This window comes from Erwinia sp. PPS120 (assembly GCF_047918655.1).
Classification (GTDB): Bacteria; Pseudomonadota; Gammaproteobacteria; order Enterobacterales; family Enterobacteriaceae; genus Erwinia; species Erwinia tasmaniensis_A.
Window position 1 is genome coordinate 48,513 of record NZ_JBLREF010000009.1, and the last position, 17,336, is coordinate 65,848.

Sequence of the window (17,336 nt, forward strand, 5' to 3'; positions counted from 1 at the left end):
TGTATCGCGCCAGAATTTGCGTATTTTATCACAATCCCATCCGCCGTCCTTTTTGCAGGGCGTTATTGCTGTGAGACAGCTCGATAAATTGCGTCAGTGACGTTGGAAAGTACTGTATATAATGCCATGATTTTACCGATACAGGAAGGAGGGATGCAGATGGAAAAGCAATGGCAGAGTGTTCCACCCAGAGAAAAATTATTGCAGGGAGGAGCGGGCGCGTTAACCGATATTGAATTACTGGCTATTTTTTTAAGAACCGGAGTGGAAGGCGTACACGTTATGTCCCTGGCGACGCAGCTGCTTGATGAATTCGGATCGCTCTATCATTTGCTTACGGCTGAAAGAAAGGCGTTTCGCCATATCAAGGGCGTGGGCACGGCTAAGTATGCGCAGCTCAATGCTATTGCAGAGCTGGCCCGCCGCTTTTTTACCTGCAACGATGCGCTCGACCATCACAGCGTCACCAGCTCCAGCGATCTGCTTCATTACCTTCACAGTACGCTGGCGCACCGTGAGCGGGAGATCTTCATGGTGATTTTCTTTGATAACCAGCACCGGGTTATTGAGGCCAGTGAAATGTTTGCGGGTACGTTCAACAGCGTTGAAGTGCATCCCAGAGAAATCGTGCGTGATGCGCTCAGGCTTAATGCGGCTGCATTAATTCTTGCCCACAACCACCCGTCTGGCGTATCACGCCCCAGCCCGGCCGATCGGGATGTTACCCAGCAGGTCGTGACTGCCTGCCAGCTTTTCAATATTCGGGTGCTGGACCATATGGTGATCGGGCGCGGCGAATACATTTCTTTTGCTGAAAAAGGGTGGCTTTAGCCTGTAAAAATGCGTCCCCTCGCGCATTGAAAAGGCAGTGCAGCGTCCGTTTAACGTTCAAATGCAGTAATTTTGCACGATCCGCAGGGATCTTTATCTGTTCGGGACTTGAGCAGCGCCGCCGCAGGGCGTATACTACGCCACCTTTGAGAATCTCGGGTTTGGCATTTGGGCCTGCTCAGCGGGTTCGCATTGAACTCGCCTGGATGGGCTATGAGCCTGACGAGGCGGCCAAAACCTTTTTTTTAAAGCTCGAGCTGATTTGATTTTTGGAGAATAGACATGTCACGAGTCTGCCAAGTAACTGGCAAGCGTCCGGTGACGGGTAACAACCGTTCCCACGCAATGAACGCGACGAAACGCCGTTTCCTGCCGAACCTGCACTCTCACCGTTTTTGGGTTGAGAGCGAAAAGCGCTTCGTTACACTACGTGTTTCTGCCAAAGGCATGCGCGTAATTGATAAAAAGGGTATTGAGACGGTTCTGGCCGATCTGCGTACCCGCGGTGAGAAGTACTAAGGTAAGGAACTGAAACATGGCTAAAGGTATTCGTGAGAAGATCAAGCTGGTTTCTTCTGCTGGTACAGGTCACTTCTATACCACCACGAAGAACAAGCGTACTAAGCCGGAAAAACTGGAACTGAAGAAATTCGATCCCGTTGTCCGCCAGCACGTGATCTATAAAGAAGCTAAAATCAAGTAATTGGTTTTAGTGGATAGTGAAAAACCCCGCCCCGGCGGGGTTTTTTGTTTTTGTGAGACGGTCAACCATCAACGCAGCACGGGAGGCGAAACAATGCCGGAGTTACCTGAGGTAGAAACCAGTCGACGGGGAATCGAACCCCATCTGGTGGGTGCCACTATTCTTCACGCCATTGTACGCAACGGGCGGCTGCGCTGGCCCGTCTCTGAAGAGATCCATCGGCTTAGCGATCAACCTGTGCTGAGCGTACAGCGGCGGGCCAAGTACCTGCTACTGGAGCTGCCCCATGGCTGGATTATTATCCATCTGGGAATGTCCGGTAGTCTGCGGGTGTTGTCCGAAGCGTTGCCACCGGCCAAACATGACCACGTAGACCTGGTGATGAGCAATGGCAGGATACTGCGCTATACCGACCCGAGGCGCTTTGGCGCGTGGCTCTGGAGCAGCGATCTTACCGCCAGCAATGTGCTGGCTCATCTTGGCCCGGAGCCCCTCAGTGAAGATTTTTCTTCAGGCTATCTGTTCGATAAGTCGCGCGGCAAGCGTACGCCGGTCAAACCCTGGCTGATGGACAATAAGCTGGTGGTGGGCGTGGGCAATATCTATGCCAGCGAATCGCTGTTCGCCGCCGGTATTCACCCCGATCGTCAGGCGATGTCGCTAACTGCGGATGAAGTCGTGCTACTGGTCAGCACCATCAAGGCCGTGCTGCTGCGTTCAATTGAACAGGGAGGAACAACGCTGCGTGATTTTTTGCAGACCGACGGCAAGCCCGGCTATTTTGCCCAGCAGCTTCAGGTTTATGGACGGGCTGGCGAGCCCTGTCGGGTATGTAATACGCCAGTTAAGGGTACAAAGCATGCCCAGCGCAGCACGTTTTACTGCCCAACCTGCCAGAAATAATCTGTTCGCGGCTGTTTAGCTGGCTAAAGCTTTGCCAGCAGCGCGGCTAAAACGGGTGCAGGAAGAAATGCACTGACGTCGCCTTTGTGTCGCGCGACCTCTTTAACCAGAGTGGAAGAGATAAAAGAGTACTCTTCAGCTGGCATCATAAATACGCTTTCCAGCGTTGATAGCAAATGGCGATTCATCCGCGCCAGCTGCATTTCGTATTCAAAATCAGATACGGCGCGCAGCCCACGTATCAGTACATGCGCCTGGCGGTCGCGGGCAAAATTAGCCATCAGATCGCTGAATCCCACCACTTCAACATTCGCCAGATGTGCCACTACTTCCTGTGCCAGCGTTACCCGCTCTTCAAGCGAAAACAGCGTCTTTTTGTGCGGGCTGACGGCAATGGCCAGGATAACGCTGTCAAACATTCGGGCGGCACGCGTCACAATATCGAGGTGCCCGTTAGTCATCGGATCAAAGGTGCCGGGATAGATCGCTTTTATGCTGCTCATAAGCCACCCTTACTGGAAGCGTGAGATGAGTGATTCAGCGCCCACAGCGCCGCATATTTATTGAAGGTGTACTGTGCGTTGACCATTGCCAGCAGCCAGCCCTGTTTGCCATCAAGAAAACCGGCGCGAAGCAGCAACGTTTTAAGGAATGCGCCCAGGGTATGGGTGAAAATCGACATAAAACCGCAGCGTTTCCCCTGCTGGTGACGCTGTTTTGCCCAGGCTTCGGCGTATGCGAATTGCTTCCACTGAAAGGCAGAAAAATCGCGGCAGGTTAAATGCAGCAGATCGCCCTTAAGCGGGATAATCTTTTGCCCCTGGGTATCAAGTGACTCATGTACCTGGTTGTCATTGTACTGATAGCTGGCGGGGTAAAGCCGCGTCACCCGGTCAGGATACCAGCCGCTGTGGCGCATAAAGCGCCCCAGAAAAAGGTTCCTTCTGCCCAGGCTGTAAATGGCCGTCGCCGAAGCGGGCTGCTGTAAAACGGATTCAATAGCACTACGTAAAGTCGGCGTAATGCGCTCATCGGTATCGATCATCAGAATCATGGCGTGACTGGCATAGCGCTGCGCCAGCTGACGCTGCTTCCCATAGCCGTGCCACTCATCTGAATGGAATACCCGGGCACCGTGCCGCGCAGCGATCTGCGGCGTGTCATCACTGCTGCCCGAATCGAGAACGATAATCTCATCGGCCCAGCTAACGGATTCCAGGCACTCCGGCAGTAGCCCGGCAGCGTCCCTGGCGATCAATACCACTGAAAGAGCCTGGCGATCGGACATTTAGTGATTCCGCTGTGGTAAATAGGGTTCGAGTAACTGTAGCAGACGCTGCAGCGCTCCCTGATTCTGGTGAAGCACCTCCACCGCATGTCGACCATAGTACAGACGATAGTCCTCATCGGTCAGCAGCGTAGTAATCTCTTTATCCAGCGAGTCAGCATCGGTAACGGTTATCATGCCGTCAGCATTTTGTAGCCTGGCGCAGATATCCTTAAAGTTAAAGATGTGAGGACCCATCAGTACCGGCAGCGCATGCGCGGCGGCTTCCAGAGGATTATGACCGCCCCGCTCAACCAGGCTGCCGCCAACAAAGGCCAGATCGGCAATGCCGTAAAGCAGCATCAGCTCGCCCATGGTGTCGCCAATCACAACCTGCGTACTGCCGGAGGGGATCTCGCCGCTGCTGCGCAGGGTATAGCTTAAGCCCGCCTTTTGTGTCAGTTCGCGAGCGGTTGAGAAGCGCTCAGGGTGTCGGGGCACCAGAATTAACAGCAAATTAGGGAAGCGGGCCAGCAGCTTGCGGTGCGCATCCAGAATAATACTCTCTTCACCCTCATGCGTACTGGTCGCTATCCAGACCGGACGGCGAGGCGCCCACTGGCGGCGAAGCGTGATCGCCCGGGCGGCCAGCTCCGGCGTAACGGAGATATCAAACTTCAGACTGCCGGTTACCGTCAGCTGAGCGCGTTTCAGCCCGAGGCTGACAAAGCGATCGCCATCTTCCTGATTCTGCGCGGCAATCAGCGTAATTTTTTGCAGCAGCAGCTGCATAAATTTGCCCAGCTTTTTATAACCCTTTGCCGATCGTTCGGAGAGCCTGGCATTGGCGATCACCAGCGGTATTTTGCGGGCGTGCAGCAGGGAGATCATATTCGGCCACAGTTCGGTTTCCATGATGATAACCAGCCGCGGGCGCGTATTATCCAGAAACCGGTTCATCGATCCCGGCAGGTCATAGGGCAGGTAAACATGGTGAACATCGGTACCAAAGGCAGAGGCGGCCCGTTCAGAACCGGTCGGCGTCATGGTGGTGACGGTGATCGGCATCGAAGGGTAGCGATGACGTAAGGCTCTGACCAGGGGTACGGCGGCCAGCGTTTCCCCGACGGAAACCGAGTGCAGTAGGATGCCGTCTGGCATAACTTTGCCTTCACAATAACCATAGCGTTCGGCCCAGCGCCTGCGGTAAGCAGGGGCTTTACGGCCACGCAGCCAGAGGCGAAGCCAGATGAGGGGCTGAATAAGATAGAGCAGGACGGTATAGAGTGTTGTCATCACAGTATTTACAATGTGCGCAGCGACCCACGCCAGAGAGTATCAAAAAAGATAAGTAATAGGGCATGTTAGCAGATAAGTTGCCCCTGCTCACACAACTTCATCAGGGCTGTCGCAGCACTTGTTGATAGAGCGCATTAAGCTGGTTCGCCAGCTGCTGAGGCGAGCAGAGTAGCACCCGTTCACGCGCTGCATCTCCCATGCGGCTGTCTGTCGTTCGCAGCGGTATCGCGTTTGCGGCATGGGTCAGTGCAGGAACATCCAGCGCATCGCACACGAATCCCTGCTGGCCCTCAACAATAAACTCTGCTCCGCCACAGGTGAAGCTGGTGATCACGGGCAGGCCACAGGCCATCGCCTCCAGAATGACGTTGGGAAAAGGGTCATACAGCGTTGGCAGCATGAGCGAGTCGGCGGCATGATAAAAGGGGATCACCTCGTGCTGCACGCCGGCAAAATGGATGCGGTCCGTGCAGTTCAGACGCTGAGCAAGCGCAGCGTAACGCGGCTGATGCTTGTCCTGTCCGATCACCAGCAGATGGGCGTCAGTCGGCGCAAGCGCTTCGATACAGGCCTTTAAGCCCTTTCGTTCAAAGCCCGATCCCACGTAAATAAAGACCCTGGCGTGCTCCGGCAACCCCAGTTTTTCACGTATTTGCTGACGCTGTTCGCGGGTGGCGGGTTGGAAACGCTGTGCGTCGATAGCGTTATAGATAACTGCAAACTTCTCCTCCGGCACCTGAAAACAACGCATGATGTCGTTTTTCACCATCTGCGAGTTGCAGATGATTTTCTTCAGCGAGGGCGAACGGAACATCGCCTCCTCGGCGGCCATCACGTAACGATGATAGGCACTGGCCTGGGTTAGCAGACGCTGGAACGGTGAAACGATTCTGGCGCGCTGCGCGAGCCATACGCGGTGAACGCCATCGCCGGCGCGAAAGATATCGCAACCACTGATGCGTTCGTGGCTCTGTACGATATCAAACTGCTCGCGCTGCCAGCAGGCCCGGGCCGCCTCGGCAAAGCCCCGCTCGCGGGAGATGCGGCCCCACTTTTTAGGGTTGCAGATATGCAGGTGCCAGTCTGGTCGGGGTTCTCCCTGCCAGTCGCGCGTGATGATATTCAGTTCAAGGCTGCTGTCGTCCAGCGCTTCCAGCGCGCGGGCGATAAAACGCTCGGCACCGCCGTCGGGGCGATACTTCTGCCGAACGATCGCCAGTCTGACCTTATTCATCCAGATATTTCCTTGCAGCAGCGACAACCTCATTAAGTGGTATCGCGGAGAGGTAGCGGAGTTTTGTTTTGGTATCAATACTGTCAGGCGACGGCAGGGGCGCATAGTCTCCCGCCCAGATGACCCGATTATTGTTTCCCCAGGGTCGCCACTGGGTGAGCTTGGTCGGGCCAAACAGCGCAATGCATGGCGTATTCAGCGCAGCGGCCATATGCATTGGCGCTGAGTCCACGCCGATAAACAGTCTGGCATGGTCGATCAGGGCTGCCAGCTGCGGCAGCGATAGCTGGCCTGCCAGCGAAATAACCCGGCGGCTGTCGCAAAGTGAAAGAATATGTTCGATCATCGCCAGCTCGTTTTTGTCCGGGGCCGCAGTGAGAACAATGTCGCTGCTGTCATCGCTAAGGGCGTCAACCAGTCCGGCAACCTTATCGTCTTCCCAGCACTTATAGGTCCAGCGCGAAGTCGGCTGAATCACGATATAGGGCTTTTCCACCTGCTGATGTGCGAGAAGCGTACTCCGCGTTTTCTGCCAGTCCGCCTCGCTGTAATGCATCGCCGCCGGCCAGCCTTCTGGGGCGATCCCCAGTGGCGCCAGCGCTGCCAGATTTTGCTCGACGGTGTGCAGCTGCGCATGGCGGTCGGTGGAAACCAGATGGGTATGGGAATGCCGCCAGACGGCGTTACGCCGTTTTTTATAATCAAAGCCAATTTTGACTTTTGCGCCTGTCATCCGGGTAATAATCGCACTGCGCCACTGGTCGGCCAGGTTGATGACCAGATCGTAACGACACTGCCGAAGCGTCTTAATCAGTCCGATTTCATGAGAAATATGCTTTGCGCCGCCCTCTTTCTTCCAGTTGCGGTCAATAAAATGCAGATGGCGGAGCAGCGGGTGCGCCTGCAGCATGGGCAGGGTTTCTTTATAAAGCAGCACATCAATGTTGGCATGGGGATAACGCTGATGAAGCGCCTGAATAACCGGCGTGGTGAGCAGCATATCACCGTGGTGACGCAGCTTAATCAGCAGTATATTTTGCGGCACAAAGGCGTCAGGGATCGTTTGAGGCGTTGGCATACTCATGAAATCTCAAAAGGAAGTGAGCCGATTGTAAGGCAAACGCCGCGAGGGGGAAAGCCAGCGCGGCACGACGCTATCGCTGACGCCAGCGGTAAATTCGGCTAAGCCAGAGCAGCAGTTGATACCACTGTCGAATACCCCGCGCGTTCCGCAGCATACGGCCAGGCGTACCGGTAGCAAAAAGGTCCGCTATTATTGCCTGGCGAGCCGCTTCTTCCGGCTCACGGCGCACAGAGTGGCAGACGCTGAGCGCTTCTTTTGTCACCTGCCGATGAAACTCGGGGTAAATTTTTACTTTGCGCCGGTAGCGCTGGTTAATCTCTTCCAGCATCCGCGCAATTTTCAGGTAATGTTTTTGATACTCGACATTACGCTGGCCGGTGCGCGTCTGATTACTGATCGACTGGTCATGAACATAATAACGGTACAGGACGGTATCGATATAGCGCACCCGCTGAACGTTCATCATCAGCTCGGTCGTCCAGGGAATGTCCTGATGGTGCAGACCGGGTTCAAAGCGCAGATCAAGCTGCTCAATCAGTGAACGGCGGTAAATGCCCAGCCAGACAACATGCAGGTAACGGTTACTGGCCAGTGCCCTGCTGAGCCACGCCGGGCCGCTAAGCACCTCCGTCGACCTCAATCGATCGAGAGGAATAAGCGGGCGAGCTTCACTCCCTCCCCAGAACACCCGCTCGGCATTACACTGTGCAACATCCAGGTCATCCCGCTCGGCCATACTGACCAGCGTGCTGTACATCTCCGGTGAGAGCGTGTCATCGGCATCCGGAAAGGTGACGTATTTCCCACGGGCAGCGGCAAGGCCGTCATTTCTGGCCCTGGAAACGCCACCATTTTCGCGGTCAATCACCTGAACGTGTGGATAGTCTTTGGCATAGCGATGGGCCAGTTCCGCAGACCGATCCGTGGAGCCGTCATTAACGATGATCACCTCCAGGTCTTCCAGCGTTTGAGCAAGCAGGGACGACATAAATGCCTGGAAACTCTCTCCTGCGTTATACATCGGGATAATTACGCTCAGGCGTGGGTCGGGGGTTTCAGAATGCGGCTTCATACTCAGGGTAACGTCTTCTTTTCCTGGGCCAGGAGGGGGCTTCTGGCACTGATAAAATGATAAATATCATCAAGCTTTTGCGGGTCAAGCTCAAAAAGCTGCTCAACGGGATGGTTAAACGCATACAGCGCATGAAACACAAAAGACGAGGGGGAAATATGGTTTGGACCAATCAATAAAACGTCACCGAGCGGCCGCTGCTCTTCAACGCAGCAGGGACCATAAATCAGAATAACTGGCACGTTTTGCGAGTCTGCGATGTAAACATTACCTGAATCGGACGCGACATAAAAATCCATGTTGCTGATTGCCCATGGAAGGCCTTCCAGTGAAACTTTACCAATCAGATTCACCATGTTATCGGCGTTACCGACCGCCTCATAGAGCGCATTCAGCCGGGGCAGTTCCTCAGGCGAGCCGAAAACATAAAACAGGCAGGGCAGGTCACTCAGTCGCTCGAAAAGACGCTTCCAGATGGCCGGGGGGATCGTTTTCGCCTGATTCCCGGCCGAAATGCTGATGCCAATCTTTATCCGATCCGTGCGGAAAATCTCTCCGGGCGTATCCTGCGGCTTAAGCAGCGGCAGCGTGGCATGCTTAGGGTAACTCGCACGCGTCAGGGAGCGATCGGCGAGCTTAAGGTAGTTTTCCAGCGTTAGGGTGGTTTTCGTATGCTCAACCGTGCCGCTGGCGGTCAGATAAAAGAGCTGCTGATACCACTTTCGACGGTACATCGATAAAAACTGCTTATTATCCGCGTTACAGCAGGCGGCAAAAAACAGATTGGCGTTGTTAGGCTGTAACAGATAGATATTTTCATAGCGATTCATCAGCGTGAAAGCGAGCTTAAGCTTACTCAGCGTGCTGCTTTTATGTTCTTCGATATAAAAAATCTCATCCAGCGTGGCATCATGCCGCGCCAGCGGCGCGACAGAACGGCTCAGCAGGGCATCACTGTGCTTCAGATGGCTCAGCAGCGGCGTAATATTGACGAAATCGCCAATCTTCGCCGTCTGGATAACCAGATTACGTGCCGTCTTCTTTTGCACCAGCTTTAATGCCAGCTTCAAAGGAAGGAGCAGAATAAAGAGCAGGACATAATTCACGCTTCCAGCTCCCTGAATATATTACTGCCTGCCCCTGCGTTCTGAGGGATACAGACGCTGCCAACAGGTTGCCCCATCGCTGAAATCTTGTAATAAGAGCTCAGATAGCCGTTCCTGCGTGTGAGCGTCATCATGGGCCAAAACCTTACGTATTGAATAAACAAATTGTTCTCTTCATCCCGGATAAACAGGCGTCGCTTTCGGGTGGCAGTATCATCATTTTAAATGAGTTTTTGAGAAGTTTCTGCCAGCGTGTTGTTAGTCCGAATTAATTAAATCAAGGTACTGTTGGCAAACTGTATCAATACTGTAAGCCTGCAGGTCCAGCGCATTCACGGCGGGAGGATTGGACCAGACTTCCCTGAGCGTTGCGGCCAGCGATGCTGCACTCATATCAGCAAGACCGCGAGCAAGATCGCCAGTCAGGATGCTTGTCGGCCCCCCAGGACAGCGGGTACTGACCACCGGACTGTGACAAATCAGCGCTTCAACCAGGACGTTGCCAAAACCTTCGCTGTCTGAACTGACGATTAAAATTTTTGCCTGGCGTATATAGGGATAAGGATTAGCCATAAAGCCTTTGAAAATAACCCTGTCTTCAATCCCCAGGTCGGCAACCAGACCTTTGATTTTTGCCGTAATTTCAGGGTTCCCCTGACCAATCAGCAGCAGTGGGGCAGAGAGGCCACTTTGGGCATAGGCTCGCAGCAGACGGTCATGGCGTTTAGTCTGGTGAAAACGTCCAACGTGGATGAGGTACTCTTTTCCTTCCATGCTACAGGGCTGTAGCGACAGCTGCTCAATGACGTCAAAGTCAAAGGGATTAGATATCACACGCTCACGTTTCGGGCTTACCAAAAAAGCACTTTTTAGGTCGTCCATCACATACTGTGATACGCCAATCAGGTTGCGGTTTTGATAGACGCAGCGGGTTTTGTACTTTTTAAACCATCGCGAGAAACCTTTGCGGTGGCCAAGGTAAGAGGCAGAGAAGACCCCGTGCAGGCAGAACCAGGTTTTATCAGCATCCAGCACCCTGGATCGGCTGACGATACGATCGGTTTTATGCAAATGCGAAACAACCAGATCGAAAGCGCCACCCGTTTGCTCCGCCTCGCTGATAGCGCGATCGAGTCCTGCGGCACGGCGGTTAAGCTCAGTCAGCTTGCGCCAGGGCTTTTTGCAGCGATCTTTTATCACCTGATAATCAAGCCCCTGCGGAATACTGTAGTCGCACACTGTACGCAGTGAAAACAGCGAAACCCGATGTCCGCGCTCAATCAGCCCTCTGGAAAGCGTCAGAACCACCTTCTCGGCTCCCCCGCCCGGCAGGCCATCAATGATCATCAAAATGCGCTTGGACAAATTTTTACCCTTAAAAGAGAAGATAGGTGCGATGCGGTGCCATACCCACCGTATTAATACTGGCCGGAACCCTGTTTTAGCGCTGTCAGCGCGTCCTTGCTTATAAAGAGTAAGCTTTAGATGTAGAGGCTATCTTAAGAAAATAATAAAGATAGCGCCACCTGGAATCCTTTCCGCCTGTGAGCCAGCTCAGCAAATCTCTTTGCGGTTATCATTGCTGCTGCGTAACATAGCCGCAAGGTCACCAGGGAGCCTGCAATCTGCATGAAGAAACCAGCATTTATTATTACTATTGATACAGAAGGCGATAATCTGTGGCGTAATCGTTCCGGGAACGTTACGACCAAAAACGCGCAATATCTTGCCCGATTCCAGCAAATTAGCGAGAAATATGCCTTCAAGCCGACCTGGCTGACCAATTATGAAATGGCCATCGACCCCATCTTTATCGATTTCGCCCGCGATGTGATTGCCCGGGGCCAGGGGGAGGTGGGTATGCATTTGCATGCGTGGAACAGCCCGCCCGTGACGCCATTGACCGATGATGACTGGCGGTTTCAGCCTTATCTGATCGAATACCCCGCTGAGGAAATGCGCAGCAAAATCGTCTATATGACCGACCTGCTGGAAGAGACGTTTCAGACAAAAATGCTTAGCCACCGTGCAGGCCGCTGGGCGTTTAATGAAGCCTATGCCCGGATGCTGATCGAACTGGGGTATCGCGTTGACTGCTCGGTGACTCCACGCGTGAACTGGTCCTTCTCGCCGGGTGCCCCGCAGGGTCAGGGGGGGACCGATTATACCCACTTCCCGCGTGAAGCTTATTATCTTGATATCGATGATATTTCGCGGCCCGGTAACTCGCCGCTGCTGGAAGTTCCCATGACCACGTACTATAAACATTCAGGGTTAATGAACAGCCTCAGGCAGGGTTATGACAAACTGCGCGGTAAGCAACGCAGCCCGTCTGTCTACTGGCTGCGTCCGACCGGGGGCAATGCGCAGCAGATGATCGCGGTGGCGGAAAAGACCCTTGCGGAAGGTGCGGACTACGTTGAATTTATGCTGCATTCGTCGGAATTTATGCCAGACGGAAGCCCAACCTTTAAGAACGAGGGTGATATTGATCGATTGTATGACGATCTGGAGACGCTGTTCAGCTGGTTGCACCATCGGACCCAGGGAATGACCCTCGCAGAATTTGCGCAAACAAAACCACAATAATGAGCCGCATGGCATCCAGTCCCGACCTGAGAATCACTATGCTAATCAGACGTAATACGGAACAGCTTCGCACAGTTTTTTATTTTCTGACGCTGGTCAGCGCAATGTTATCTATCATGCTGACCTTTATTGATATCAAGGCAGCCAAAGTCCTGTTTTATTGGTCTTTCTATTTCTCTCTCGCCGGTATCCTGTTTAACCGGAAAGACGTTGACCGCTCGCGACTGTGGTTTCTGGCGATGCTGGCGATACTCGGTGCCAGCAAGCTGATTTGGTTTTACTGGGAGTATTATGGCGGCCCGGATTACACCACCTATAACGACTATATGAACGCCGGGAAACGCCTGCTGCTGGTCTGCGTGACGGGCTACTGGCTCTTTTCACAGATGCAGCATTTCCGGGCGAAAAGCATCCTCTGCATTAAGTATGGCCTGCTAACGGCATTCGCCGCCGCGACCGCGTATGGCTTCTGGCAGTATTTCAGCGACATGCACCGGGTAGAATTTGCGCTCGATCGCGCCACTATCTCTGCATATGGCTATGCGATGCTCTCTATGGTGGTGCTGTTTCTGCTGGCTTCCGAAAAGCATTCGCCGGGCAGCATGCTCTGCTGCCTGGCCATTTTCCTGCTCTCCTGGTTTGTACTGATGCAAACCGGTACGCGCAATATGATGGCGGCTTATCCGTTAATCATCCTGGTGGTGGGCGTGCTGCAGTTTCGTCATTTTGGGTTGAAATCGCTGCTGGCGATACTGGTTGCCGTTGGCGTCCTGGTCGCGCTCAGCTATAAGCCGATCATTAAGCCGAAGCTGGATACCACCTTCCAGGAATATACCCTTTATAATCAGTCAAACGGCAACGAAAACGGCTCTCTCACTACCCGACTGGCGATGTGGCAGGTTGGCTGGTGGTGCCTGAGCGCCCATCCGTTGGGAATGAAGTCTGAAGATCGCACCGCCTGCTTTCAGCGATATGTCGACACTTATCACAAGGACAGCGTGTCGATGCTGTACGAGAAGGTGCATCTGCATAACGAGGTGCTGGATACTGCCAGCCTGCAGGGGATTCAGGGCGCGGTGGTGCTGCTGATGTTTTATCTGTCGCTGGTGGTTTATGCCCTGCGCTCGCAAAACTCACTGCTGCTGGCGGTGATGCTCGGCGTGATTGTCAGCGGTCTGACTGATGTGGTGTTTATCAGTCGTGAACTGACGGTATGCGTCACGCTGATGCTGGTCGTGTGTGAGATGTGGAATGCGCTGACCCGGCCACGGGTAACGCATAGCGCTTAACTCGCCAGGCGGGGCTTACCAGCCCCGCCTGCGCACGGCCAGCATCTTCCTTTTGTAACTCAGCCTGATTTTTCCATTCAGCAAAAACCACAACAGACTTACCTGGCGAATCCGCGTCCTGACAATCTCTCCCTGCGGCGTGTTCTGAAGCTGGGTGTGATAGCGGTTGGCGATATCCAGCCAGTGGCAGGTAATCAGGTGCTGAAAGGCGTGAGGCAGTACCCGATCCATATTTTGCGTGGCAGCAATCAGGCAGCGAATTTTCTCGGCGTTAACGTCCGAAGAGAGGCTGTGCGCATGTTTGCGGTAGAGGTAAAATCCCGCCCGGCTGTAGAGCGTTCTGGTGCTGAGGGTCAGCATTAAGGGAAAGAGCCAGGTGTCTTCGTAGCAGATGAAGTCCGGAAAGGCGTGCTGCTGTAACAGGCGACGGGAAAAAAACTGCCCGATAAAATGTGCCTGGTAATCACGATGAACAAGGAAGCGTTCAATGGACTGGTCCCGCTTAAGCTCGATGGGCTCGTCAGGCTGCCATGACGGGCGCGAATCGTCGCCCCGCACTTCAATGATTTTACTCAGCAAAATATCTGGCGCGCGCTGTTGCAGCAGGCTAAGTCGCTCCTGTAGTGCGCCCGCAAGCAGCGTATCATCGCTGTCCACCATCAGAATGTATTCGCCGCGCGCCAGGCTTACCGCGTGATTTCGCACTTTGCCAACGTTACGGAACGCTGTCCGGTCGGTACGGATCTGCGAGTAACGAGCGGCATAGTCATCAATAATGCTCTGGGTGGCATCGGTGGAGGCGTCATTGATGATGATAATCTCGGCGCGCTGCTGGGCCGTGCCCAGGGAGGCAAAAATCGTGTCCAGCGTATTTGCCAGATAGGGCTCGCAATTGTGCGCCGCGATCAGAATGCTAAGCTGACAGGGTGTGTTCATCTGTGTTCGCGGTGAGGCGCTCCGGAATGGATAAGCGGCAGCAGCTGTTCTTCCACCTGCTGAGGGGAAATATCCGCCATATTGTTTCCGCTCGCGGGTCGCAGCACAAACTGGTTTTGGCCGTAGCCGCCAATCAAGCCGGGATCGGTGGGGCCATACAGCGTGAGATTAGGGCAGGCCAGCGCGGCGGTAAGATGGCTGAGTCCGGTATCTACGGAAACAACCGCCCTGGCGCCAGCCAGCGTACGCGCAACCTGTTCAAGCGTCAGCTTTGGCAGCACCTCAACATAGTCAAAGTCAGCCGCTATCCGCTGCGCCCGCTGGTGTTCATGCTCAGCGCCCCAGGGCAGTTTGATGCGTAATCCGCTCGCTTTCAGCAGGCCAGCCAGCGTGCGCCAGTGGGTCTCAGGCCAGTGTTTTGCATCGCGCGTAGTGGCATGCAGAAAGACCAGGTATTGCCCGGCATCAGGCGGTGGGCTGCTGAGGAAATGATCGGCTATGGCGTAATCCCCCGGCCCCTCCGGTAGCGGATAGTCCAGGCTTTTTGCGAACAGCTCACGCGTACGCTGCACGGCGTGCTGCTGCTTGTCGACTTCATGGCGTTTATCAAACCACCAGCTGGCAAAAGGCTCTCTGGCGCTGCGACTGTCATGGCCGTGCTTTTCGCCTTTTGCGATGCGGGTTACCAGCGCGGCACTTTTGATCAACCCCTGGGCATCGATTACGCGGTCATACTGGCGTGACTGTACTTCGCGCTTGAAGAGAAAGCGTTCTTCACGGACCTCGCTGCCAAACCAGTGTTTGCGCCAGCGGCGGATCGCCACCGGGATCACCCGGTCGACGGCGGGATGCCACGCCGGGATTTGAGCAAAGCCCTCTTCCACCACCCAGTCAAAGCGGATCCCCGGAATGGCGTTCATCGCGTCGGTCAGTGCAGGCAGGGTATGCAGTACGTCGCCCATGGATGACGTTTTAACAATCAGGACCCGCATTCGCTCTCCTGGTTTTCCGCCAGCAGGGTATCAAGTTCGGAAATAACCCGCTCAGGCGTGATGTCGATCAGGCTCTGATGGTAGCCCTGCTCAGCATCGCCCTTACGCACTTTGTGGTAACCGGTAATCAGGCGAATGACGCGCACCTTATGTGACAGCGGCGGCGTAAAATCCGGGCTGCTGGGGCCATATAGTGCCACCAGCGGACGGTCCAGCGCGGCGGCGATATGCATCAGACCGGAATCATTACTGACCACGGCGCGGCAGTGAGCCAGCAGGATCACCGCCTGCTCAAGCTGCGTGCTGCCGGCCAGATTGCTGCAATTCTCGCGAGAGTGCGGTTGCAGCGTCTGGAGGATATCTTCCCCGGTTTCTCTGTCTTTGGCTGAGCCAAACAGCGCGATTTGAAAGCCACGATCAATCAGCTTTTGCGCCAGCGCGGCATAGTGATAATGAGGCCAGCGCTTGGCCGGGCCAAATTCTGCACCGGGACAGAAGCCAATCACCGGACGTTCAGGACGCAGGCCAAACTCAGCTGCCGTCGCCCGTTTTTCCGCTTCGCTGACCTGCAGAGCGGGCCACAGGAGCGGCTGGGGGAGATCGGCAGCGCGGCTTATCCGTGATGTGTCATATGCCAGCGCGACGTAGCGTTCAACCATCAGCGGGAATGCGGCTTTATCAAGCACCCGCAGGTCGTTCAGCAATCCATAGCGCATCTCGCCGCGCCAGCCGATACGATTTTTAATCGCGGCAAAAAAGGGCACCAGTGCGGATTTAAACGAATTGGGCAGCACGTAGGCGCGATCGTATCCTTTATCACGCAGGGTTCTGCCCAGGCGGCGGCGCTCGCCCAGCGCCAGGGCGCCGTGACCGAGTGGCATCGCCAGCGCGTCGTTGACCTCTGGCATACGCGACAGTAAAGGTCGGCACCACGCCGGTGCCATGACGTCAATCACGGCATCGGGATGAGCGGCCTTCAGCGTACGATAGAGACTTTGCGACATCATCATATCGCCGACCCATGAAGGGCCGATTACCAGAATTTTCATCGCCGGATTGCCCTGTTACGCGTTGCGGTTCAGCCATGCCATATAGTCGTTCACGCCTTCGGCGACGGTTTTAAACGGCTTATCATAGCCAGCCGCACGAAGCCTGGTCAGATCGGCCAGCGTATAGGCCTGATAGCGACCTTTGAGCTTATCCGGGAAAGGGATGTACTCGATTTCACCCTGCTGGTGGAAATTGAGTGCCGCGTCGGCCACTTCCTGGAAGGACTCAGCGCGACCCGTTCCACAGTTATAAATACCGGATACGCCGTTTTCCCAGAACCACAGATTGACCGAGGCCACGTCTTCAACGTAGATAAAGTCGCGCTTAAAGCCGTCGCTACCCTCGAACAGTTTGGGATTTTCGCCGTTATTCAGCTGGGTATTAAGATGGAATGCCACGCTGGCCATGCTGCCCTTGTGGCCTTCGCGCGGTCCGTAGACGTTGAAGTAGCGGAAACCGCATACCTGCGAGCCCGCTTCCGGAAGGATCTGGCGCACGTAGTGATCGAAGAGCATTTTCGAGTAGCCGTAGACGTTAAGCGGCTCTTCAAATTCGCGCGCTTCAATGAAGTTATCATTGCGTCCGCCGTAGGTGGCAGCCGATGAGGCGTAAAGGAAGGGGATCTGATGCTCAAGGCAGTAGTGTAAAAGCTCCTTGGAGTACTGATAGTTGTTTTCCATCATGTACTTGCCGTCCCACTCGGTAGTCGAGGAACATGCGCCTTCATGGAAAATGGCTTCCACATCGCCAAAGTCCTCATCAGCCAGAATGCTAATCAGGAAATCTTCCTTGTCCATGTAGTCAGCAATATTCAGATCCACCAGGTTGGCAAACTTAGTGCCATCCTTCAGATTGTCTACCACGAGAATGTCAGTGTGGCCTTTGTCATTCAGCGCTTTGATGATGTTGCTACCGATAAAGCCCGCACCGCCGGTGACGATAATCATAAGCTATAACCTTAAAAAATGGGGTGAAACAGGA

Annotated in this window: 18 protein-coding genes; 6 read left to right on the forward strand and 12 right to left on the reverse strand. The window is 54.5% G+C overall.

Annotated features, from left to right (window positions below; translation table 11 throughout):
- Positions 1 to 159 precede the first annotated feature (159 nt).
- From radC to mutM, 4 genes are all read left to right on the forward strand, one after another.
- On the forward strand, positions 160 to 831 hold the full coding sequence (gene radC, locus ACLRGG_RS05870; RefSeq protein WP_416248845.1) for a RadC family protein: 672 nt from the start codon (positions 160 to 162) through the stop codon (positions 829 to 831).
- A gap of 282 nt (positions 832 to 1,113) precedes the next feature.
- Entirely contained in the window at positions 1,114 to 1,350 is a 237-nt protein-coding gene (gene rpmB, locus ACLRGG_RS05875; RefSeq protein ID WP_004154798.1) for a 50S ribosomal protein L28, read from the forward strand.
- Between the two features lie 16 nt (positions 1,351 to 1,366).
- A complete protein-coding gene (gene rpmG, locus ACLRGG_RS05880; protein ID WP_001051798.1) occupies positions 1,367 to 1,534 on the forward strand; it encodes a 50S ribosomal protein L33 in 168 nt (55 codons plus the stop codon).
- A 93-nt stretch (positions 1,535 to 1,627) separates the two neighbouring features.
- A complete protein-coding gene (gene mutM, locus ACLRGG_RS05885; RefSeq protein WP_416248846.1) occupies positions 1,628 to 2,437 on the forward strand; it encodes a bifunctional DNA-formamidopyrimidine glycosylase/DNA-(apurinic or apyrimidinic site) lyase in 810 nt (269 codons plus the stop codon).
- Between the two features lie 23 nt (positions 2,438 to 2,460).
- On the opposite strand, the gene coaD is transcribed toward mutM, so the two are convergent.
- The 8 genes from coaD to ACLRGG_RS05925 form a co-directional block, all read right to left on the reverse strand.
- Positions 2,461 to 2,940: a pantetheine-phosphate adenylyltransferase gene (coaD, locus tag ACLRGG_RS05890; RefSeq protein ID WP_416248847.1), complete on the reverse strand. Its 480-nt coding sequence runs from the start codon at positions 2,938 to 2,940 to the stop codon at positions 2,461 to 2,463.
- On the reverse strand, positions 2,937 to 3,725 hold the full coding sequence (locus tag ACLRGG_RS05895) for a glycosyltransferase family 2 protein (RefSeq protein WP_416248848.1): 789 nt from the start codon (positions 3,723 to 3,725) through the stop codon (positions 2,937 to 2,939). The genes coaD and ACLRGG_RS05895 overlap by 4 nt, the downstream gene beginning before the upstream one ends.
- Positions 3,726 to 5,000 carry a lipid IV(A) 3-deoxy-D-manno-octulosonic acid transferase gene (gene waaA / locus ACLRGG_RS05900; RefSeq protein ID WP_416248913.1) on the reverse strand — a complete coding sequence of 425 codons (1,275 nt, stop codon included), beginning with the start codon at positions 4,998 to 5,000 and terminating at the stop codon, positions 3,726 to 3,728.
- 103 nt (positions 5,001 to 5,103) lie between these two features.
- Complete coding sequence (locus ACLRGG_RS05905; RefSeq protein WP_416248849.1) at positions 5,104 to 6,237, reverse strand: glycosyltransferase family 4 protein; 1,134 nt, start codon at positions 6,235 to 6,237, stop codon at positions 5,104 to 5,106.
- A complete protein-coding gene (gene rfaQ / locus ACLRGG_RS05910) occupies positions 6,230 to 7,321 on the reverse strand; it encodes a putative lipopolysaccharide heptosyltransferase III (protein WP_416248850.1) in 1,092 nt (363 codons plus the stop codon). Before rfaQ ends, ACLRGG_RS05905 begins: the two co-directional genes overlap by 8 nt.
- A gap of 70 nt (positions 7,322 to 7,391) precedes the next feature.
- Entirely contained in the window at positions 7,392 to 8,393 is a 1,002-nt protein-coding gene (locus ACLRGG_RS05915; RefSeq protein WP_416248851.1) for a glycosyltransferase, read from the reverse strand.
- A gap of 2 nt (positions 8,394 to 8,395) precedes the next feature.
- Entirely contained in the window at positions 8,396 to 9,499 is a 1,104-nt protein-coding gene (locus ACLRGG_RS05920; RefSeq protein WP_416248852.1) for a glycosyltransferase family 9 protein, read from the reverse strand.
- Positions 9,500 to 9,757: 258 nt separating this feature from the next.
- On the reverse strand, positions 9,758 to 10,864 hold the full coding sequence (locus tag ACLRGG_RS05925) for a glycosyltransferase (protein WP_416248853.1): 1,107 nt from the start codon (positions 10,862 to 10,864) through the stop codon (positions 9,758 to 9,760).
- Positions 10,865 to 11,128: 264 nt separating this feature from the next.
- Here ACLRGG_RS05925 and ACLRGG_RS05930 point away from each other — a divergent pair, with 264 nt between their 5' ends.
- Positions 11,129 to 12,088: a polysaccharide deacetylase family protein gene (locus ACLRGG_RS05930; RefSeq protein ID WP_416248854.1), complete on the forward strand. Its 960-nt coding sequence runs from the start codon at positions 11,129 to 11,131 to the stop codon at positions 12,086 to 12,088.
- Positions 12,089 to 12,126: 38 nt separating this feature from the next.
- Positions 12,127 to 13,377: an O-antigen ligase family protein gene (locus ACLRGG_RS05935; RefSeq protein ID WP_416248855.1), complete on the forward strand. Its 1,251-nt coding sequence runs from the start codon at positions 12,127 to 12,129 to the stop codon at positions 13,375 to 13,377.
- 15 nt (positions 13,378 to 13,392) lie between these two features.
- Here the strand turns inward: ACLRGG_RS05935 and ACLRGG_RS05940 are convergent, their stop codons facing one another.
- From ACLRGG_RS05940 to rfaD, 4 genes are read right to left on the reverse strand one after another with little or no spacing between them, the layout of a single operon-like run.
- The gene (locus tag ACLRGG_RS05940) at positions 13,393 to 14,313 is read right to left on the reverse strand and encodes a glycosyltransferase family 2 protein (protein ID WP_416248856.1); all 921 of its coding nucleotides are present in this window, start codon (positions 14,311 to 14,313) and stop codon (positions 13,393 to 13,395) included.
- Entirely contained in the window at positions 14,310 to 15,305 is a 996-nt protein-coding gene (gene rfaC / locus ACLRGG_RS05945) for a lipopolysaccharide heptosyltransferase RfaC (protein WP_416248857.1), read from the reverse strand. The genes ACLRGG_RS05940 and rfaC overlap by 4 nt, the downstream gene beginning before the upstream one ends.
- A complete protein-coding gene (rfaF, locus tag ACLRGG_RS05950) occupies positions 15,293 to 16,354 on the reverse strand; it encodes an ADP-heptose--LPS heptosyltransferase RfaF (protein WP_416248858.1) in 1,062 nt (353 codons plus the stop codon). The genes rfaC and rfaF overlap by 13 nt, the downstream gene beginning before the upstream one ends.
- Positions 16,355 to 16,369: 15 nt before the next feature.
- Positions 16,370 to 17,302, reverse strand: coding sequence for an ADP-glyceromanno-heptose 6-epimerase (gene rfaD, locus ACLRGG_RS05955; protein WP_416248859.1), 933 nt, complete (start codon positions 17,300 to 17,302; stop codon positions 16,370 to 16,372).
- Between the last annotated feature and the right edge of the window lie 34 nt (positions 17,303 to 17,336).